This is a genomic window from Rickettsia endosymbiont of Ixodes pacificus (genome assembly GCF_000965155.1).
Taxonomy (GTDB): Bacteria; Pseudomonadota; Alphaproteobacteria; order Rickettsiales; family Rickettsiaceae; genus Rickettsia; species Rickettsia tamurae.
The window spans coordinates 809240-829784 of record NZ_LAOP01000001.1; the positions used below are offsets into that span (position 1 = coordinate 809240).

Sequence of the window (20545 nt, forward strand, 5' to 3'; positions counted from 1 at the left end):
AGTTCATATCTCATTATAAGCATTCCGACAATTACGCATATAATAATTTGTAAACCTTCAGATTTGATCTGACATATTAAGATTGAAATTAGACGAGTTTGTGGGTATGTAGATAACTAAGGAGTTATCTATCATATCCACGAACTAAATATAAAACTCAATTAATAGGAACAATATGTCAAATTATGATCAAAAAATAATCAAACCTAAATTAGGATTATTAGAACTTGCAAAACAACTAGGTAGTGTTAGTACTGCGTGTAAAGTAATGGGCTATTCAAGAGATAGCTTTTACCGTTTCAAGGAACTATATGAGATGGGCGGAGAAGCGGCTCTTGTGGATATGAGTCGTAAGAAACCTATAGTAAAGAATCGTGTATCAGAACATATAGAACAAGCAGTAATAAATCTTGCTATAGAGAATCCTGCTCTTGGTCAGCTTCGTGCGAGCCAAGCACTAATAAAGCAAGGTATTATAGTGTCATCCAGTGGTGTACGTTCTATCTGGCTACGCAACGATCTTGAAACTCTAAAGAAACGACTCAAAGCTTTAGAAGCTAAATCTGCACAGGACGGTATCTTACTGACAGAAGAGCAGATATCTGCTTTAAAAAAAGCAAAACAAATTAAAGAGGCTCATGGAGAAATTGATACTCAGCATCCCGGTTATCTTGGTGCACAAGACACCTATTATGTCGGTAATATGAAAGGAGTAGGTAGAATATACCAACAAACCTTTATTGACACTTATTCTAGAGTGGCTATTTGCAAACTCTATACTGATAAATCTGCAATAACATCCGCTGATATTTTAAATGATAAGGTAATACCTTTCTTTAATAATCATGATGTACCACTACTGAGAATCCTTACAGATAGAGGAACGGAATATTGTGGTAAGGTAGAACATCATGCTTTTGAGTTATATTTGGCTATAGAAAATATTGATCATACTAAAACTAAGGCACGTTCTCCTCAAACTAATGGAATATGCGAAAGATTACATAGAACTTTAAAAGATGAATTTTATGATATAGCTTTCCGTAAAAAGATTTATAGCTCATTAGAGGATTTACAGATTGACTTAGATCAATATTTAAACAAATATAACAATACTAGACCGCATTCTGGAAAGTTCTGTTATGGAAAAACTCCTATGCAAACTTTCAAGGATAGCATTAAAATTGCTCAAGATAAGTCTATTAATTCTTACTTATCTGACAGCACTTTTGCTGCTTAATCAATCTCTACCTGTCAGATCAAGTGTACGGGCTGTTGAAAAAATCAACAAGGTTGCAAATACTTTAATATTTTTTTATCTTTAATAGTAGTAGATAAAAAAACCAAAAAATAATTTTAAGTATCCGTTTAAAATTTTGTACTATCGCAATCATCAGTATTTGAATCTGTGTTTTCTGTACACTTCTAAATTTTGCTCCTCGTAAACCATGATTCTCCTTAGCTTCACCAAATAGACCTTCTATTTTCCACTTTCTCTCAATTAGTTTTTTCTTAAAATCAATTCTATTCTGTCTGACCTTTACCTCATCTATTTCATCCTGATAAGGATTACGATAAATAAATCGTCCTCTATTACTATAATTATCAGAAATACAACCTGATTTTAGAGAGCAATTTTTACAATGCCCTCCTGTAATACGATAACGTTTTATTTGTTTTTTATCTAATTTATCATACGGATAAAGATAATGTCCCTGTGGACACTTATATCTATCCTGTTCTCTATCATATTGAAATTCCCCCCTACTTATTTTTCCTTCACCAAGATTATCTACATGTAAAGGTATATAAGTTGTAATTCCAAGTAATTTAAAATATCCATAGGTTGGACCTCTACCATAACCTTTGTCTGCTATCCATTCTTTTACTCTAAAAGAAAAATTATTTAATATATTCCAAACTCTACTTGGAAGTACAATACACTCATGTTGTGATCCTGTACTTACATAACAATCTATTATAATACGTGAATCTGAATCAATTGAGTAGTGGGTCTTATAACATAGCTTTTTATAACCATTAGTTCTTGATACAAGACTACAATCAGGATCTGTCCTACTGACATGAGTTTGATTAGATATTTTCCTTACTTTTTTCCCTTCTCGGAAATCATGATAACGACGTTCATATTTTTTTAATTCTCTCTTTTGTGAATCACCTTGATCTTTTCTTAATATTAGGCTATTCATAGAGGCATTAGATTCAACTAAAGAGGCATCTGAAATAATTGTTTCTCCTTTTATAATATCTAGTTCATACCATTGCTTAATCAAGCTTATAAATATTTCTTGAAATAGTTCTACCCCAAATCTATCTCTTATCCTACTTAATGATGAATGATCCGGTACTTTATCCTCTAAACTTAAACCACAAAACCACCTATATGCTATATTTAACTGAATTTCTTTACATAATCGTCTATTTGACTTTATACCATATAAGTAACTTATTATTTGCATCCTAAAAAATAATACAGGATCAATTGATGGACGTCCGTAATTAGCACAATAACGATTCTTAGTTATTTCATAGATAAAAGAAAACTCTAATTCTTTAGCTTCATGAATCCTCACTAATAAATGATCATTAGGTATCATGTGCCTTAAGCTAAGGCTATTACATCTCACACTTTGATCAAGCTTATAACCCTGCATCTTTACACCTTCATTTAAGCATAAAAATACAGCTTATTCCTTAGATTAACTCTTTTCTACTTCTTTTTATAACTTTTTCAACAGCCCGTGTAGAGTTTTACAAATAATTAGATATTGTTTTTGCAATTCAGGATAATAAAACTTATTTATCTTTGCTTTATATAACAGATAAACCGGTAATAAAATTGCAATAATTACAAGAATCATACCGGCAAATCCTAAAATTGTAATAAAAGCATTAGGTACTACTACTGCTACAATATAAGCCGGTAATATAGTAACAATAGAAGCGGTCATATTACGAATTACTACATTCGGTATCGAATTCATAAACATAGTTTTAAGGGAATCACATAGCCCTACTCCGAGTATCGATGTAGCGATAGCAAGAGTTGAAATTATCCAAACTAATAATTGTACGGACTGCCATTTTGCTATATTACTTAATTAAATCTCCGACTTCTACATTACTTGTAATCATTTGTTGATAAAATGTTGGATTATTATGATGTACTACAATAAGAAACTACAAGTCCAAATTATATATACTATTGCAGGAATTAAGCTTCCAAATAAAAACGCCGTCTTTAGCATTTTTGTTACAATAATTAGTTAAGGTATGGAAGATTACTTGGAAACCAAATGAAGTAAAAACTACCGGAGTCACTACACCCCATATAGATATTTCTTTATAATTTGGTGAGAATAAAGGTAAATTATCCCACTGAATCATAGAAACAAGTCCAATAACTAAAATTGCAATTATTATAAGCAATCCGATAAATAGCACTCGATTTATATAATCTACTAACTTTAGAGGTAATAATAATATTAGAATGCTAATAATAACATACCATGCTCCTATATAAATACTGCAAGTAAAGCATATGAAAGGAGCTTAAGGCTTACCATACCGATGATTTGAGCAGTATGTCCTGAAAAATATTTTCCCAATGCCCCAAGTGTTAAGCCTTTACCCGCTTGAAGATTAAACTCTAGGTTAATTAAAGAAGTATAATACATTATAAACCAAATTATAAACATCAATAACTAGGTATTATACCTAATTTTGCTAATACCATGGGTAGTGCTATCATACCGCTACCTATACAAGTACCTGAAATTAACAGGATTGAACCAATAAGTTTTTACATAATAATGAATTTTAGATTAAAGAAAAGGACTCAATTTTTGCTAAAAAGAAAATCAGCTAAAAAAAGAAGATAAGAATTTTAAAGAATAAAAAGTTTTGATAAGTAAAATTAACATTCGTATAATTTTGTTAAAATATATGTAACGATATTAGTATAATTATATTAATAATTTATGTCAAATTATTAATATTGCTTTTTAAGGGTATTTTTATATATTCTTATTGAAATTTACTATATTTAAAAATGCATAGATTAGCCAAAATAATTAGTAATGCAGGAATCTGTTCTAGGCGTGATGCTGAAAAGCTGATAGCTGAAGGGCAGGTAAAAGTAGACGGCATTACAATTTTATCACCGGCTACAAATGTTAATATTAGTAATCAAATTGAAGTATCAGGCATATTAATCAATCAATCGCAAACACCAAGACTTTGGATTTATTACAAGCCTGTCGGTTTAATTACCACTCACAAAGATCCCTTATCTCGTAAAACGGTGTTTGAACAGCTAACCGGTTTACCTCGTGTTATTTCAATAGGTAGGCTGGATTTAAATAGCGAAGGTTTGTTATTACTAACTAATAGCGGCGATTTAGCTCGTCAGTTTGAGCTACCCTCAAGTAGGTTAAAGCGAGTATATCATGTTAGGGCATATGGGAAGTCTGATATTCTACTAAAAAGCAATTATAAAAATTTAGAAATTGACGGGATATTTTATAATCCTCATTCAATAAAATTACTTAAGCAAAATAAGAGTAATTCTTGGTTTGAAGTAGTTTTATTTGAAGGGAAAAGTCGTGAAATTAGAAGAATATTCGAGTATTTTGGACTAAAAGTTAACAAGTTAATTAGGATTCAATATGGTAGTTTTACAATAGGTAATCTAAAACCCGGAGATTATAAAGAAATAAATAATAAAATACTGGAAAAATAATTAGTAATGTGTTATTATTAACGCATTTTAACTAATCATATAAGAAAACATATGACAAATCTTAATGTATATAAATGTGAAGAAAAAGACTTAAACGATTATCTTGGTTATATAAAAGATAACCCTAATGTCTCACTAAATGATTTTATCAAAAATAAATATTATTTCGCTGAAGATAATGATAAAATTATCATTACCAGTTTAGAAAATATGGAAATTAACGCAGATTTAGCAAATGCTAATTTCCAAGGTACAATACTAACAGATGCCGTATTTAATAATTGTGACTTAACAAATACCATATTATGTGATTCAGATTTAACAAATGTAAAATTTAATGATTGTATATTTATCGGTACCGACTTTAGGGGAGCAAATCTTCATTATACAGATTTTAATTATGAAGATAATGATGAGGGCAAAATTCCTAATCTAAAAGATAAAATACGCGATATAAAACTATCTTTTTCAAATCTTGAAAGATTAAATAAATATATAGATAAAGATTTAGAAAAAGAACGTATTAAAGAAATAGTTGTAGATGAAGTTACGAAGAAAAAGAAATATATTCTAGCTACGGAAGACGAAGAAACTTTACATACAGTTAAATCAAGAGAGTTAAAAACTAAGCAAGAAGAGTTAGAAACTCTAAAGCAAAACTTAGATAATCCTGGGATTGCTACTAATCTTTTAAATGCTTTTTGGAATAGCGCAGAAACTATTGCTCAAAACCGACAAAACGAACTAGAAAAAATCAATAAGTTACAGCATGAAGTAAATAAATTAGAAACTGAAGTATATGCTTTAGATAATCTTAGAATGTTCTGCGGTAACGGTCTTGCAGATATTTTTGAGCAGTTAAAAGACGAAAAAATACAAATAAAACTAGATTCTTCATATGTTATAGGTTCGACTGCCAAAGAACGAGATATACCGAAAGAATATATAAAATTAACTTCTCAAGAATTTGATCTATATTTAGCTGAAGCAGCGAAACAATCTAACACAAAATTATCTCTTACCGATTTTGTTAGAAAACAAAAAAATCTTTCAAAAGATACACATATAATCCCTGATCTTTCAGAAATCGATTTATCAGGTAAAACCCTTACTAATCTTAACCTGAAGAATACATTATTTGCTTCAGCTAATTTAGAAAATATTAAAATCTCAAATTGTAATTTAGATTTTACTAATTTTGAAGGAGCTAATTTACAAAATGCCGTTTTTCAAAATGTTACAGCTCGTAACACAGGATTTCTTTTTGCTGATCTTAAAAATAGCAAAATTGAAAATAGTGATATGTCGAGAGCTTACATGCCTAAAGTAGATTTATCTGAAGCAGAGGTAACAAATAGCAAATTTAATGCAGTTATGATGGTTAATGCCGATGCCGAAAAGTTAATTATTAAAGATTCAGAATGGAAAAATTCTAATCTTACCGGTATATCGCTTGCTTATGCAGATATGCAAAGAGTTCAAATGCAGGGAGTAGTTTTAAATAATGCACTTCTAGATCAAGCAAATATCGTTTCTACTGATCTTGAAAATGCTTTTATGAATAAAACACATGCATTAGAAGCAAAATTTAAAGAGCAATGTAACATGCAAGGCATAACTGCAAGGAATGCCTATTTTAGCGATGCTGAATTTGAGAATATATTATCTTTAAAAGAAGCTGACTTAAGAGAAGCTATAATGCAGCGTGTTAAACTTAAGAACGCTGATTTAACAAAAGCAAAGCTTGATAAAGCAAAGCTTGAATATGCCGATCTTACAAACGCTACGCTTACTAATGCAACTGCACAATTTGCTAAGTTAAGTAATGCTACTTTAGAAAAAGCAGAAGCCGAAGGATTAAATATTTCAGATGCTATTGCTAAAAATATTAATGCTAAGGAAGCTAACTTTAAAAATGCAATTATGCAGCGTGCCGATCTTACTAAAGCCGATTTCACTAAAGCAGTATTGGAAAATGCTGATATGCAAGCAATGGAAGCAGCCGAGGCTATATTTAAAGAAGCAAATCTAAAACAAGCGAATCTAAAAGCAGCAAATCTAGCTGGAATTAATAAAGAAGGAGCAGATTTTGATAAAGCAAAAATCGACGATGCTACAAAGATGCATGATACTAAAGGTGAGGCTAAAGGGAATTTAGATCATCAAGATAAAGACGGTAAAAAAACATCTGTCAATGTTAACGAACATGCTAAATTACAAGATAAAATTCATGCAAGAGAGAAAAGCGGTTGGTTTCTGAAAACCGGAGTAGGACAATTTTGTACAAAAATTGCTAAAAGTACTACGTCAGGAATTAGCAGCGTAACAAATTTCTTAGCAAGTAAAAAATTTTTAGTAGGGCTTGCCGTAGTAGCGGGGCTTGCAGTAGCAGCTGCACCTTTCATAGCAATGCCTGTGTTATTAGTCACCGGCACAGCCCTTGCTACTAAAACTATCATTCTAGGAGCAGGTATTTTAGCTGGAGGGCTAGTCGCTACCGGAACTTATAAACTTACTCAAAAACTTTTACGCAATCTTCAGAAATCATTTGAAAATTTGACTAGCAGTATAGATAAATATATCTCACCACCTCCTGAAAATATTGATGAATTAGTAACAGAAAAACAACAAGCAAGACAAAAAGCTGAGACAGAAAAATCTAAAGAAAGGGAAGAAAATTTAAATAATGTAAATAATAATATTGATAAAGCTAAAGAACAAGATATTTTAAAACAAGCACAAAATAATTTAAACCAAGAAACGCCAAAAGTAGAAATAAAAGAAAAGAAAGATAAAACTGTAGAAAAACAACAAACAAAATCTAATACATTCGCAGCAAAATTTAAACCTAACACTAAAGGCAAAGGATTTGCTGAAAAAATAAAAGTCGAACAAAAAATCAAGGGCAACAAAAGAGCATATAACTAAATAAGTGTTAAAAATAATATCCGGTAAATATAGAAACCAAATTATACCTACCGCTAAAAATATCAAATATCGACCTTCCACCGGTAAGCTCAAAGAGGCAATATTTAGTATATTAACCTCCGGTGAGTTTACCGGTAATAAATTATTTAACGAAAATACCCACATACTTGATTTATTTGCCGGTAGTGGTAGCCTTGCTTTTGAGAGCCTATCAAGAGGAGCAGGTTTTGCTACCTTAATTGATATTGATACATCCTCATTAAAAATAGCAGAAGGATTTGCTAAATCTCTAAACATTAAAAATAATGTTAATTTCGTTAATATTAATGCTTTAAATCTACCGAAAGCCAATAAAGCTTTTGATCTTGTATTTATCGACCCCCCTTATTATAAAGATATAGTGCCTAAAGTAATGAAGTCGCTTATAAACAATAACTGGTTTAAAGACGGTACTATCATAGTTATTGAGATGGCTAAACTAGATGACTATGTTTTAGATGAAAATATTGAAATTTTACGTGAAAAACTATATGGTAAGAGTAAGCTATTGGTTTTAAAGAAACGTCATTGCAAGGAGGCATTGTTGCGTGGATCAATTTCACCTCTGTCACCCCGTGGCTTGACACAGTGGGTTTTACCGGTCCACGCAACAATGCCTTGCGAGGAGAAACTGTAAGTTTCGACGAAGCAATCTCAGGAATCCTACTTTATGAGATTGCCACGCTCCTTGTAGTCGCTTGCAATGACGTTCATATATACTCATCATCGAATAAAAACATGACCAAAGACAAAAAGCATTATACATGTTCTAACTGTGGAAATACTAGTCCTAAATGGTCGGGGCAGTGCTTTGATTGCGGTGTATGGGGTAGTATTGTTGAAGAGATAGTAAGTTCAAATAAAGCAATTGTTAAAACAGGTAGCAAACAAGATTTCGATAAGCTTTCAGGTCACGTAGCCGAGCAGTTACGCATCCCTACCCCTATAGGTGAATTAAATAGAGTACTAGGCGGCGGTTTAGTGCTTGGTTCTGCTATATTAATAGGAGGAGACCCTGGCATAGGCAAATCTACTTTGTTACTACAACTAGCAGCAAGTAACTTTGCATCAAAGATGAATTGCTTATATATAACGGGCGAAGAATCGTTAGACCAAATAAAATTAAGAGCCATAAGGCTAAACCTAACTAACTATAATACCGATATTTTAGCAGCTACTAATTTGGAAGATATTATTGCAAGTATAGAAGCAAATAAGAATAATATTGATTTAGTAGTGATTGATTCTATTCAAACAATTACCACAAAAGAATTATCCTCACCTCCAGGTACTGTTTCGCAAATTCGTACATGTGCAAATGAACTCGTTAATTATGCCAAACAAAATAATATAATTATTTTATTAAGCTGTCATGTAACTAAAGACGGACAACTAGCAGGTCCTAAGATACTTGAACATTTAGTTGATACCGTGCTATATTTTGAGGGAGATCATAATAATCATTTCCGTATTTTACGCTCATATAAAAATCGCTTTGGCGGTGTAGGCGAAATAGGAGTATTTGAGATGAGCGGCAGCGGGCTTATTGAAGTAACAAATCCGTCTGAACTATTTTTAATGAAGCGAGAGCAGAACGTTATAGGTACGTCTATTTTTGCAGGAATCGAAGGTTCAAGACCGTTACTTATGGAAGTACAAGCCCTTATAGTACCCTCAAATATGGTAACTCCCAGACGCTCTGCGGTAGGCTGGGATGCTAATAGGTTATCAATGATACTTGCCGTGCTTATTAGTAGTAGGATAGGACTTAACCTTGCTAATTATGAGGTATATTTAAGTATTGCGGGGGGACTTAAAATTGCCGATCCTGCTTCTGATTTAGCAGTAGTAGCGAGCTTAATATCTGCTGCAACCGGCAAACCTGTACCCGAACATAGCGTCTTTTTCGGCGAAATAAGCTTATCGGGTGAAATAAGAAAAACCGCAAAAGCAGAAACAAGAATAAAAGAAGCCGTAAAACTTGGATTTAATAAGATTATCTGCTCTAAACTTGAAAATTTAACGTATGACTTTATATCTTCCGTCTCACATTTAAAGGACCTAAAAGAGATAATTAAATGAGTATAGTTTATGAAATAAGAAATTTGGAAGAAGCACGTAATTTTTTATCTAGTGTAGAAGAGCAGCTGATATTAACAAATCATGCCTCTAGCGTAAAATATTACGGTATGCTAGCAATTGATTACATGTTTAAAACTTTAAGTAAAGAATTTCCGGAAAAAGTTTTAGATCTTACCGTAAATGTAGGAGAGGATCACGCCGCTTTATTTACTGCAATCAAACTAGGGTATAAGAATATAGCATATACAGGGGATTCTGAGGAAGCTAGGGGGTTGTTGTGCGGATATCAAACCATCATTGCGAGCGAACACTAGTGAGCGTGGCAATCTCAGGAATTTTCCCGAGATTGCGTACGTACAATTACTATTGTAAATTTCCGGCTTTGTTGCACGGATACCGAGTCGTCATTGCGAGCGACTGAAAGGAGCGCAGCAATCCAGAAAATAATTAAAAAAATGCTAAAAATTAGCATTTTTAACTGGATTGCTTCGTCAATTACTCCGTAATTTTCCTCGCAATGACGAAAATTTAATAATAAAAACCATGAATATCAAAGATATAGGGGTAATAATTGCTAAAAAACCTGTAAAAGAAAATACATTTATTATTACGGTTTTTACTAAAAATCATGGTTTATATTCGGGGGTTGTAAAAGAATCTTCTAAAAAAAGCAAATTTATATATCAGGAAGGGAATATTGTAGATTTTCTTTGGCAGGCAAGACTACACGAACATATCGGCATGGCTAAATGTGAACTCATCAAATCTTACACCGGTTATTTTATAATAAATAAAGCTAAATTATATGCCTTTAATTCCGTTATATCTTTAATCAAAGAGTTATTTCATGAAAGAGAAGAACATTCTAATTTTTTTTCATTTCTAATTAACTATTTAGATAATTTATCAAAGAATTTTTGTTTTCGTGATTATATTAATTTTGAGCTAGCTTTACTTGCCGAGACGGGTTATAAGCTTGATCTTACCAAGTGCGGCGTGAGTCATGTTACAACTGATTTAACCTATGTATCACCTAAATCAGGTAGAGCATTATCATATAAAGTAGGGAAACCTTATAAAGATAAATTATTGATTTTACCAAGATTTTTACTATCAGAAAATAGCGAGATTACATTAGAAGAAAAAAAACAAGCTATAACTCTAACAAACTATTTTTTTAATAGATATTTATTTCATAATAATAGACAGGCTGAAGCACGCCAAGCTTTTATGGAGTACATTTTATAGTAAATTAAGTAGTATTAGGTGCAATTTCTACAGCATCTTTTAATTTTTTAAAAACATATCTCATACCGTAAATGGGTTAGCATTAGCGGTATTCGTTATATCTTTAAAAAAATAAAATATTTCCTATAAATTGCACCTAATACTACTTAATTTACTATAAATAATTCTTAGAGATTCTATATTTTTACTTTTATTTTTCTTATTTAATGATATACTTATTTAAGTAATTACTTAAATAAGTATGTAATATGACTAGACTAAGCATAGATATACCAAACGAATTACATCATTTTCTTAAAGTTCATACTGCACATAAAAATGATACTATTATGAATTTTGTAAGAGAAGCGATATACCGTAAAATAGAACAGGAAAAAGAATTAAATACAGAATCAATAAAAATATTAGAAGAATCAGCAAAAGGTTTAAATATTAATAAATATTCTTCATATAAAGAAATGTATAAAAAACTTAATTTAATATAATTCTGCAAACTTCTACTAAACGTTTTGAGAAAGAATTACTACTTATGTATAAACGTGGTAAAGACATTAAAAAGCTAATTAAAGTTACAGATTTATTAGTAGAAAATATTAAAGCCGGTATCGCACATCATTTATTACTCCCTACCAAATATTGCTACATAAAAATTATTAATATGGAAAATATTTGGGATTGTCATATAGAGCCTGATTGGCTGTTACTTTATTATTTGGATGATGAAGTTTTAAGATTAGAACGTACCGGTACACATAGTGACTTATTCAAATAATAATCTATGAAAATACTAGCATTTGACACAGCCAATAATACTGCATCGGTAGCAATATCCGAAAATGAGAATATCCTTGCATATATAGAAGAATTACGCCCTTCTATGCAAGCAGAAAATCTAATGCCGATGATAGAAGACGTGATGAAAGCAGCTAAATGTTCATATGATGATTTAGATTATTTAGCGGTAACTAACGGACCCGGTAGCTTTACCGGCATTAGAATAGGACTTGCTAGTGCTAAAGGTATATTATTTGCCAAGGAAAATATTAAAGCATTAGCGGTTAGCAATTTTGAATATGCCTACTTTAGAGCCATAACTCAAGTTAAAGATTATGATAAAATATATGTCTTTTTAAACGCTTATCGCTCACAGCTTTATATGCAAGTTTTTCATAAATCAGGGAAAATAGAAGAGCCGTTATTGATAGATTTCGAGTATGCTATAAAACTGCTTACAAATGAGAAAGGGAATATAGTTTGTTGCGGTAGCGGGCTTGAATTTATATATAACCAAATTATGCATTTACCGAGTATAATAACCTTGCCACGTTTTGCACGAGTTAAAGCCTGGGTTATTTGTAGATATATTGTTAATAAATTGTCGAGCGATATAAAGTTAAACAGCTCTATCGAACCGCTATACATACGCCCTCCTGATGCTAAAATAGCAATCAATTATGTCATTCCTAGTTAAAAGTAGGAATCCATTTACTGGATTCCTGTGATCAACGAAATGACATAAGAGCTTTATTATACGTATACTACATCATCCTTCATAAAGACTCCAAAATAATTATAAGATAATTCACCTGATAACTTCATAGTAAAATCACTATTAGAGTGTTCTACTTGATTGTCTGATACTTCTATTTCATCTTCACAATCAGAGAATCCGGAATCACTATCAGATACTTCACCTGATTCTTGCTTTGCACACTTCTTGTCATGTATTAAGGTTATTATTTGCCCAACTAATGATTTCGATAAATCATAATTATCCGAGTCAATAATATCAATGATTCTTACTAGACTTTCATCTGAGGCGTTATTAATTATCTTTGCTAATTTATTATTTGGAATACTACTAACGATTCTTACTAAATTTTTATTTGGAATAATATCAAAATTTTCTGCAAGTTTTTCTTCTCCTGCTAAAATAATTATATTTTTAAGCCATTCATCAGAAATATTCTCATTTGATAATTTTTTTAGTTCCTGCTCTGTAAATTCTTCTAAAGAAAGATTATTAGGGTTTTCATTAAATAATTTATCCAACTTATCTCGTGTAATTAAATCTATTACTTTTTCAAGATGCCAAGGCATAATATAATTAACTAATTTTTGTGCTTGCTCATCAGAAATATTATTAATTAATTTTGCCAATTTTTTATATGTCATCTTTTCAAAAACTTCATCTAATTCATTTTCAGGCGTGTTTAAAATTTCTTCTACTAACTCATTATCAGAAAGAGTTTCAAGTTGATCTAAGAGATTAAATGTTTCTTCAGCGTTATTATTTAAATAAGAAAAAACTTTATTACTCATAAAATTAAAAGTTTCAGCAACTTTAGAAGAAAGAATACTAGATGTATTTTTTATAATATTAAAACTCTTTACTCCAAAATCATAAACTGTTTTTAATGATGAACTAAATGTACTGAAAAAACCTTTACTTTCAGGTGTGTTAGTTATGCTTGCAGGTGTACTAATTATATTATCAGCTTCATTCATAATATCAGTATATTCGATTTGAGAGATGCCTAGAGTATCTGGCTGATCTTTTACTACTTCTTGTGAGGTTGTTTTAGAATTTAAAAAATCAGTATTTTCTTCTTGATTAGTAGTTTGCTTTGGATAAGTTATAAACTCAAATTCATCGTTAGCAAGATAGGAGGCAGGCTTTGGAGAAATATTATATGTGATTAAATTTTGTAACTTATTAAAAATTGATGTTATTGCCATAATTCTTCCTCATTTCTTATTATAATAATCAGCGTTGCATTATAATAGAAATTATGAGGAGATCAAGACAAAGGCTAATAATTATTAACTTTTTATTATATTGTACTTAAAATTGATTAATTTATCAAAGAGGGATATTATACTAAATGTCATTCCCGCGAAAGCAGGGCGTTGTTGCGTGGTTCTAACTTTTCGTCATTGCGAGGAAATTACGAAGTAATCTCAGGAGTTTGTTATTATTTCATGAGATTGCCACGCAGCCTACGGCTGCTCGCAATGACGATTTAGTAGTATCCATGCAACAACGCCGGAGTACTTGTATGATAATGTAGCCAATTTTTGAAGTTCAACGAGTATATTATAATTGTCTTTGTTCTTGAATTAGCTCAAAAACTTCAACTGTGTCTCCTTCTCTAATATCTTCGTAATTTTCAAATGCTATACCACACTTATATCCTTCTCTAACCTCTTTAACTTCATCTTTAAAGCGTTTTAAAGTTTTGAGTTTTCCTTCATGAATGACTACATTATCACGTAATAAGCGTACGCCCGCCCCTTTCTTAATAATCCCTTTAGTTACATAGCTACCGGCGATTTTACCGACTTTGGTAATATTGAATATTTGTCTAATTTCTACGCTTCCGATATACTGCTCTCTAACGATCGGATCAAGCATACCGCTCATAATGGCTTTTACGTCATCAATTAAATTATATATTATACTATAATATCTAATATCGACTTTTTCTTTTTCTGCAGCAGTTAAAGCATTTGCCCCTGCTCTAACGTTAAAGCCGACAATAATAGCCGAAGAAGCATGGGCAAGAGATACATCGGATTCCGTTATCGGACCTACGCCGCTATGAAGTATACGAAGCTTTATTTCATCACTCGGTAATTTTAATAAGCTACCTGAAATAGCTTCAACCGACCCTTGAACATCACCTTTAATAATTAAAAGTAATTCCTTAATTTTACTATTACCGGAAGCTTTTAAAAATAAATCTTCTAAACTTGAACGCGGTGCAATAGATATTTTCTTTTCTTTAGCAAGACGCATTCTATATTCAGCTATATCTTTTGCTTGTTTCTCATTTTGTACTACGTTAAATTTATCGCCGGCAAAAGGTACTTCGTTTAAACCCTGAATTTCTACAGGAACAGACGGAGTTGCTTCCGCTATTTCTAGTCCCTTATCATTGGTCATCTTTTTAACTTTGCCGTAAGAAGAACCGGCTATTATAATATCACCGTTTCTTAAAGTACCTCGCTGAACTAATATAGTAGTTAGCGTTCCTCTTCCTTTTTCAATTTTTGACTCGATTACAACACCGGCAGCTGAACCGAAAGGGCTTGCCTTTAAATCCTGCATTTCTGCAATTAATAAAATTGCTTCTTCAAGTTTATCTAAGTTAATTTTCTTTAGTGCCGAGATAGGAATAACCATAACGTCGCCACCTGCCTCTTCGCCGATAATTTCGTGGACATATAATTCGTTCTTTACACGCTCAATATCAATATCAGGCTTATCAATCTTATTAATAGCTACAATTATAGGAACGCCCGCTGCTTTCGCATGATTAATTGCCTCAACCGTTTGCGTTTTTATTCCATCATCTGCTGCGACCACTATAATAACTATATCCGTTACTTTAGCACCTCTTGACCGCATTTCCGAAAAAGCTTCATGCCCCGGAGTATCAATAAAAGTAATCGCTCTACCATCTGCAAGAGTTACTCTATAAGCCCCGATATGTTGGGTAATGCCGCCTAGCTCACCTGCAGCAATATCCGTAGATTTAAGAGCGTCAAGCAATGAGGTTTTACCATGATCGACATGCCCCATTACCGTCACAACCGGAGCACGCGTTCTTAAATCTTCAACCTTATCATCACTAATTAAAACATTTTCAACATCTGATTCTTGGACTCTTTTTACCGTATGCCCTAAATTTGTTGCAACTAGTTCTGCCGTATCGGCATCTATTGTTTGGCTAGCATTTGCAAGAATACCGAGTTTCATTAATTCTTTAATTACATCAGCCACTCTTTCAGACATAGCATTTGCAAGATCGCCGACTCCGATAACTTCCGGTATCGTCACTTCTCTATATACTTTCTCAGGTGCTTGTGATACTAATTTGCGCTTTTCTTTTTCTCTAGCTCTTTTTATAGAAGCAAGACTTCTAGTTCTACCGCTGCCGCTTTCGTCGTCGCTAAGCATATTGAAAAGATCGGCTTTTTTGAATTTTTTTGGCTCTTCTAGCTTAATTTTTGGTGCGACTACTTTACTATCTGCTGTTTTATCTAATTCTTTCTCTGATTCTATACCGTAACGTGTTCGCATTCCTACTAAAGGAGACTTTACAAAAGTTTCTTCTTTCTTTTTAGGTATTTGTGACGGTGTATCTTCATCATCTTGAACGATTTTAGCACTAACTTCTACTTTATTTTCTTCGGTATTTTGCTGTTTTTGTTCAACTTCTTTATCAGTTTCTAGCGGTTCTATTTTTGAGTTAGCAGACTGGTTAATACTTGCAAGTTTACTTAAAGTGCTTATTTGTGAAGGGTCATTTAATTTAGATTGCTCAGCAGCTTTTTTAAGAATAGATAAACGTCTGTTAAATTCTTCCTTATTAGCATCAATAACAATTTGATCTAAGCTATTTCTTTCTTTATTTAATGAAAGGATAGTACTACCGGTAGAGCTTTTTCTAACTTCTACTAGCGTTTTAGATTTAGCATTAACAAAGCTTTGAGCTCCTGTAAGAGAGTCAAAAGACTTATTAAGCGATAATTTTGAATTGCCAAGTGTCAACTTTTTGGGTTTGATTTCCTGGTTATCCGTCATATTTAAAACCTTTGTGTTTCTGTTTTTTCCGTCTACTACTTCATTATGTCATTCCCGTAGAAATGTTGTTACGTGGATCAGTTTTTTTTTCATCATTGCGAGCAGCCGTAGGCTGCGTGGCTCTAAAAATGCGTTCGGTGTCATACCGTGTGGTCAAGTCGTGGGATGACAGCGATGGAATTGATCCATGCAACAATGCCAGCTCGCAATGACGGATAAACCCGAGCCATGCAACAATATTGCTTTTAGCTAGGAATAACATACACCCAACCCACTAACTATCCTTTAATTCACCGTGCTGTCTAGCAGTTTTAATCAGCAATTTAATATTTTCGTCCGTTATATTAGAATTTGGAGCTAAATTTTTAAATTCATCTACGCTCATCTCTCCTAAATCTTCTATGGTCTTTATACCATATTCGGCAAATTTTAATATTAATTCAAGCGGTAATTCTAATATATCTATTAATTCTTGCTCAACTCCTAGATCCTCTAGCTTTTTGATAATCTTTTCATTCTTAAGGTCGACGTAATTAATAGCTCGATTTTTGATCTCTACGGCAAGTTCTTCCTCAAAGCCTTCGATTCTTGTTAAAGTACTAATCTCACTACTAGCAATTTGTTCTACTGAATTAAATCCCGTTACCGATAAAAGCTGACCTATAACTTCTTCAACATCTAAAGCTTCCATAAATAATTCCGTAGAAGTTAAGAATTCTTCATTTCTTCTTTTTGATTCTTGCTCTTCGGTCATTATATCGATATTCCAACCTGTAAGCTTAGAAGCTAAACGAACATTCTGCCCTCTTCTACCTATTGCAATACTTTGATTTTCTTGCGAAACTACTACTTCTACCTTATGCCTATCCTCATCAATCAAAATTTTTGTGATTTCCCCAGGTGCAAGCGGTGCAAGAGCATTAACTATAAACTGTGCAAGATCATTACTCCATAATACTATATCAATTTTCTCTCCGTTTAATTCATTTATTACGGCTTTTACTCTATTACCTCTAATACCTACGCATGAGCCTACAGGATCTATACTACTATCCGAAGCAAATACCGCTATTTTTGCTTTTGAACCGGGATCACGTGCTACTGATTTTATTTGAATAATATCTTCAAGAATTTCAGGTACTTCTAACTTAAATAGCTTAACCAGCATCTGGTTATCTACTCTAGACAAGAAAATCTGCGGTCCTTTTGTTTCTTGCCTTACATCCTGTACATATGCTTTTATACGATCATTAGGTTTAAAATTCTCACCCTTAATTAATTGATCTTTTTTTATTATTGCTTCAGCACGACTCAAGTCAACTATTATATCACCGTATTCTATTCTCTTAACTATCCCGTTTATAATTTCGCCTTTTCTATCTTTAAAGTCATGATATTGTTTTTCACGTTCAGCTTCTATAACACGTTGAGTTATAACTTGTTTTGCAGCTTGAGCCGATACTCTAGCATGATCAATCGGCGGTAAATATTCATATATTTCATCACCGATTTTAGCTTCCGGATTCTTTATTAAAGCTTCTTCAAGTGAGATTTGCGTTAAGTAATCTTCTACATTTTCTACTATTTTTAAGATCCTTAAAAGATTTATCTCGCCGGTTTTCCTATTTATCTGAGCTTTAATATTATATTCATTACCGTATTTTTTTCGTCCTGCTACTTGTACCGCTTGTTCAACCGTTGAAATCAAAATTTCTTTTGATATTCCTTTCTCACGGGCTACAGAATCTATAATTTGTAAAATTTCTACATTACCTATATTAGACATACATTATTCTTATTGCTTTAGGTTCTTGCGTACAATTTCTAAAAAGATTTAATTTTGGTTATTTTTTAAAAATACCTCAAAATAGCCAATCAATTAGAAACTTTCACAGAACCTAGTAATTTTTTAAATACTTCTTCAGTTAAAACTAGATTAGCATTTTTAATTAAATCATAATCAATTAGTACTTCTTGTTCTTCACATTTTAAATATATTTTATTATTTTCGGCTTTAATTATTTTACCCTGATAACGAGTTTTGCCGTTCAATAATTCCTTAAGTTTGATTTTAACTTCTCTTCCTAAAAATCTATTATAATTTTCAAACTTTACTAACGGACGTTCAAGACCGCTTGATGCTACCTCTAAAGAATATGCATCTTCTATTAAATCTTCAACATCTAGAATAGCGGAGATAGTCCTACTTGCTTTAGTACAATCTTCCACAGATATTTTTTCGCCGTTTAAGCTATCAATCAATATCTCGACTACTTTAGGGTTAACACCTTTAAACTTAACAAGAACTAACTCAAACCCCATATCCGTCAAGGATTCTCTATTACGTTTGTTATTTGTTGTTCAATAGTTTGCATATTTGATATTTATAACAAAAAAGGTGGGATAAACCCACCTATCTATAATTTTTATAATGCTTATCCGTAACGAAAATACACTAATTAGAATATATAAGCAATATTTAACTTTATATTTTTGTAAAACTACATATTCATAAATGGGCAAATACTCGATAATCCCTCTTGTCCGCTTAGAGATGGATCATAGTCTCCTCCTGATGAACAAAATTCTTCTACATGAATCTGAGTATACATAACCCCCATTTTCTCTTCTAATATATGCTGCACATGATCGTTAAAAGAATGAGGACCGCAAATTTCATAGGTTTCACCTTTTAAATGCCTAATAAAAATTCTTCAGCTATTCTACCGGTATGATAATGTATATTATCGTTCTCATTAATATTATCATAACTATCTTGAGTATAAAATTTATCATAGTGAATTTCAGTATCGCATATTGCTGCAATATCAGTTAATTTTTTTACAGCTGCATCTAATTGAAATGTGTCACTGTTTTTATTTTTAGTAGAGTGAATAATTTGAATAACGGCGGGAAGCTTAACATTTTCTTCATTTGTTATACTATTAATTCTAGAAATAGAATGGCTTTCTCCTGACCCGCCGCTGATAAGAACGAGATCTTTATTGTTTTCTATATCCGATTCAATATACGAAGGGTGTACTTTTACTAGCTGATTTTCAGAATCAAATAGATAGTTTGTTATAGTTCCATTAGGATTTTTCTTTATTAGGCATTCATAATAATAACCTTCTTCATCATGACCGGTTTTTATAACTGTAAATTCACTGTATTTTTCTCCTACTTTAACAGTAATGACCTGCCCATGTTTGTGCGGTATTACTTTTTGTTCATTTTGTCTACAAAATTCGATTTTTATTTTATGACTTTCAAAACTCTCTATATTATACTTTTCTTTTAATTCATCATATTGCTTCTTTTCAGCACTTACAAAATGCTTTCCTACTATATTTAATATTTCCGTTACCAGCGTGTTACCCTCATCTACATTTGATATAAGCTCTTCAGCAACAGGTTGATATAACTCTGAAGGAATATTACGCCCTACATGTATACCAACAATTTTTGATACTGCCTTTTTAAATTTATGATCATTCTCTAATGCTGGTTGGATCACTTCTAAAAGATCTACTTCATCTGTTTCGCTATATGAACTTAAAACCTTTAGAATACTACTTGCCGGTAAGATTTAAAAAATTTTTCATTGCATTTGGCTGTATTCCTTTCTCAGGTTTTTCAGTATTAAAACTATTACTATTAAAAAATTCATTTACCACTGCTTCATATTTAGTTGCTAAATTTCCATAAAAATTTAAAGATTTAGTAATATCAAAATTCTTAAATAGCTCAGCAGCTTTTCTTATTTCTCTCACTATAGTTGTTCTAGACATGATTACTCCTTTTTTAATAATATAACTTTTACTATAATATGCATTTAAAATACATATTATAGTAACTAGACTTATATAGACGTTTTTTTGTATATTCAAGGTAAA

19 protein-coding genes and 3 pseudogenes are annotated in these 20545 nt (G+C 31.8%); 11 read left to right on the forward strand and 11 right to left on the reverse strand.

The window, feature by feature from the left end; translation table 11 throughout:
• Positions 1–175: 175 nt before the first annotated feature.
• A complete protein-coding gene (locus tag REIP_RS04320; RefSeq protein ID WP_045803566.1) occupies positions 176–1240 on the forward strand; it encodes an IS481 family transposase in 1065 nt (354 codons plus the stop codon).
• Positions 1241–1304: 64 nt separating this feature from the next.
• Here the strand turns inward: REIP_RS04320 and REIP_RS04325 are convergent, their stop codons facing one another.
• From REIP_RS04325 to REIP_RS13190, 4 genes and pseudogenes are all read right to left on the reverse strand, one after another.
• Positions 1305–2618, reverse strand: a complete 1314-nt coding sequence (locus REIP_RS04325; RefSeq protein ID WP_172686766.1) for a transposase — start codon at positions 2616–2618, stop codon at positions 1305–1307.
• A 201-nt stretch (positions 2619–2819) separates the two neighbouring features.
• Positions 2820–3059: pseudogene (locus tag REIP_RS09490) on the reverse strand (aromatic amino acid transport family protein); the annotation flags it as partial.
• Between the two features lie 142 nt (positions 3060–3201).
• Entirely contained in the window at positions 3202–3564 is a 363-nt protein-coding gene (locus REIP_RS13185) for an aromatic amino acid transport family protein (RefSeq protein ID WP_331385744.1), read from the reverse strand.
• Positions 3537–3772 (reverse strand): annotated as a pseudogene (locus REIP_RS13190) (aromatic amino acid transport family protein). Before REIP_RS13190 ends, REIP_RS13185 begins: the two are co-directional and overlap by 28 nt.
• A gap of 300 nt (positions 3773–4072) precedes the next feature.
• On the opposite strand from REIP_RS13190, the gene REIP_RS04345 reads away from it, so the two are divergent.
• The 9 genes from REIP_RS04345 to tsaB all read left to right on the forward strand — a co-directional run bounded on the left by REIP_RS04345 (position 4073) and on the right by tsaB (position 12530).
• Entirely contained in the window at positions 4073–4762 is a 690-nt protein-coding gene (locus REIP_RS04345; RefSeq protein ID WP_045803923.1) for a pseudouridine synthase, read from the forward strand.
• A 51-nt stretch (positions 4763–4813) separates the two neighbouring features.
• On the forward strand, positions 4814–7690 hold the full coding sequence (locus REIP_RS04350) for a pentapeptide repeat-containing protein (protein WP_045803924.1): 2877 nt from the start codon (positions 4814–4816) through the stop codon (positions 7688–7690).
• A gap of 4 nt (positions 7691–7694) precedes the next feature.
• Positions 7695–8366: a 16S rRNA (guanine(966)-N(2))-methyltransferase RsmD gene (gene rsmD / locus REIP_RS04355; RefSeq protein WP_045803925.1), complete on the forward strand. Its 672-nt coding sequence runs from the start codon at positions 7695–7697 to the stop codon at positions 8364–8366.
• A 101-nt stretch (positions 8367–8467) separates the two neighbouring features.
• On the forward strand, positions 8468–9811 hold the full coding sequence (gene radA, locus REIP_RS04360; RefSeq protein WP_045803926.1) for a DNA repair protein RadA: 1344 nt from the start codon (positions 8468–8470) through the stop codon (positions 9809–9811).
• A complete protein-coding gene (locus REIP_RS04365) occupies positions 9808–10125 on the forward strand; it encodes a hypothetical protein (protein ID WP_045803927.1) in 318 nt (105 codons plus the stop codon). The genes radA and REIP_RS04365 overlap by 4 nt, the downstream gene beginning before the upstream one ends.
• A 229-nt stretch (positions 10126–10354) precedes the next feature.
• Positions 10355–11059: a DNA repair protein RecO gene (gene recO, locus REIP_RS04370; RefSeq protein WP_045803928.1), complete on the forward strand. Its 705-nt coding sequence runs from the start codon at positions 10355–10357 to the stop codon at positions 11057–11059.
• Between the two features lie 248 nt (positions 11060–11307).
• On the forward strand, positions 11308–11544 hold the full coding sequence (locus REIP_RS04375; RefSeq protein WP_032138756.1) for a hypothetical protein: 237 nt from the start codon (positions 11308–11310) through the stop codon (positions 11542–11544).
• A gap of 2 nt (positions 11545–11546) precedes the next feature.
• Complete coding sequence (locus REIP_RS04380; RefSeq protein WP_269429026.1) at positions 11547–11831, forward strand: type II toxin-antitoxin system YafQ family toxin; 285 nt, start codon at positions 11547–11549, stop codon at positions 11829–11831.
• Positions 11832–11837: 6 nt separating this feature from the next.
• Positions 11838–12530, forward strand: coding sequence for a tRNA (adenosine(37)-N6)-threonylcarbamoyltransferase complex dimerization subunit type 1 TsaB (tsaB, locus tag REIP_RS04385; protein WP_045803930.1), 693 nt, complete (start codon positions 11838–11840; stop codon positions 12528–12530).
• Positions 12531–12586: 56 nt separating this feature from the next.
• Here the strand turns inward: tsaB and REIP_RS04390 are convergent, their stop codons facing one another.
• Positions 12587–13798, reverse strand: coding sequence for a hypothetical protein (locus tag REIP_RS04390; protein WP_045803931.1), 1212 nt, complete (start codon positions 13796–13798; stop codon positions 12587–12589).
• 230 nt (positions 13799–14028) lie between these two features.
• On the opposite strand from REIP_RS04390, the gene REIP_RS10935 reads away from it, so the two are divergent.
• A complete protein-coding gene (locus REIP_RS10935; protein ID WP_156147419.1) occupies positions 14029–14130 on the forward strand; it encodes a multidrug transporter in 102 nt (33 codons plus the stop codon).
• Positions 14131–14156: 26 nt separating this feature from the next.
• On the opposite strand, the gene infB is transcribed toward REIP_RS10935, so the two are convergent.
• From infB to REIP_RS04415, 6 genes and pseudogenes are all read right to left on the reverse strand, one after another.
• Complete coding sequence (gene infB, locus REIP_RS04395) at positions 14157–16649, reverse strand: translation initiation factor IF-2 (protein ID WP_045803932.1); 2493 nt, start codon at positions 16647–16649, stop codon at positions 14157–14159.
• A 43-nt stretch (positions 16650–16692) separates the two neighbouring features.
• The gene (locus tag REIP_RS10940) at positions 16693–16911 is read right to left on the reverse strand and encodes a hypothetical protein (protein ID WP_156147420.1); all 219 of its coding nucleotides are present in this window, start codon (positions 16909–16911) and stop codon (positions 16693–16695) included.
• 12 nt (positions 16912–16923) lie between these two features.
• Positions 16924–18435, reverse strand: coding sequence for a transcription termination factor NusA (gene nusA, locus REIP_RS04400; protein ID WP_045803933.1), 1512 nt, complete (start codon positions 18433–18435; stop codon positions 16924–16926).
• 89 nt (positions 18436–18524) lie between these two features.
• Positions 18525–19024: pseudogene (rimP, locus tag REIP_RS04405) on the reverse strand (ribosome maturation factor RimP).
• Between the two features lie 317 nt (positions 19025–19341).
• The gene (locus tag REIP_RS12430) at positions 19342–20166 is read right to left on the reverse strand and encodes an FAD-dependent oxidoreductase (protein ID WP_231569220.1); all 825 of its coding nucleotides are present in this window, start codon (positions 20164–20166) and stop codon (positions 19342–19344) included.
• A gap of 55 nt (positions 20167–20221) precedes the next feature.
• Positions 20222–20440 (reverse strand): hypothetical protein, encoded by a 219-nt coding sequence (locus tag REIP_RS04415; protein ID WP_231569221.1) that lies wholly within the window; start codon positions 20438–20440, stop codon positions 20222–20224.
• Positions 20441–20545: the final 105 nt, after the last annotated feature.

What these genes read in the sequence shown, in the direction of transcription:
- REIP_RS04320 (WP_045803566.1), top strand. Translation starts at nt 176, where the DNA reads ATGTCAAATTATGATCAAAAAATAATCAAACCTAAATTAGGATTATTA.
- REIP_RS04325 (WP_172686766.1), bottom strand. Translation starts at nt 2,618, where the DNA reads ATGATACCTAATGATCATTTATTAGTGAGGATTCATGAAGCTAAAGAA.
- REIP_RS04345 (WP_045803923.1), top strand. Translation starts at nt 4,073, where the DNA reads ATGCATAGATTAGCCAAAATAATTAGTAATGCAGGAATCTGTTCTAGG.
- REIP_RS04350 (WP_045803924.1), top strand. Translation starts at nt 4,814, where the DNA reads ATGACAAATCTTAATGTATATAAATGTGAAGAAAAAGACTTAAACGAT.
- radA (WP_045803926.1), top strand. Translation starts at nt 8,468, where the DNA reads ATGACCAAAGACAAAAAGCATTATACATGTTCTAACTGTGGAAATACT.
- REIP_RS04365 (WP_045803927.1), top strand. Translation starts at nt 9,808, where the DNA reads ATGAGTATAGTTTATGAAATAAGAAATTTGGAAGAAGCACGTAATTTT.
- recO (WP_045803928.1), top strand. Translation starts at nt 10,355, where the DNA reads ATGAATATCAAAGATATAGGGGTAATAATTGCTAAAAAACCTGTAAAA.
- REIP_RS04375 (WP_032138756.1), top strand. Translation starts at nt 11,308, where the DNA reads ATGACTAGACTAAGCATAGATATACCAAACGAATTACATCATTTTCTT.
- tsaB (WP_045803930.1), top strand. Translation starts at nt 11,838, where the DNA reads ATGAAAATACTAGCATTTGACACAGCCAATAATACTGCATCGGTAGCA.
- REIP_RS04390 (WP_045803931.1), bottom strand. Translation starts at nt 13,798, where the DNA reads ATGGCAATAACATCAATTTTTAATAAGTTACAAAATTTAATCACATAT.
- infB (WP_045803932.1), bottom strand. Translation starts at nt 16,649, where the DNA reads ATGACGGATAACCAGGAAATCAAACCCAAAAAGTTGACACTTGGCAAT.
- REIP_RS10940 (WP_156147420.1), bottom strand. Translation starts at nt 16,911, where the DNA reads ATGTTATTCCTAGCTAAAAGCAATATTGTTGCATGGCTCGGGTTTATC.
- nusA (WP_045803933.1), bottom strand. Translation starts at nt 18,435, where the DNA reads ATGTCTAATATAGGTAATGTAGAAATTTTACAAATTATAGATTCTGTA.
- REIP_RS04415 (WP_231569221.1), bottom strand. Translation starts at nt 20,440, where the DNA reads ATGTCTAGAACAACTATAGTGAGAGAAATAAGAAAAGCTGCTGAGCTA.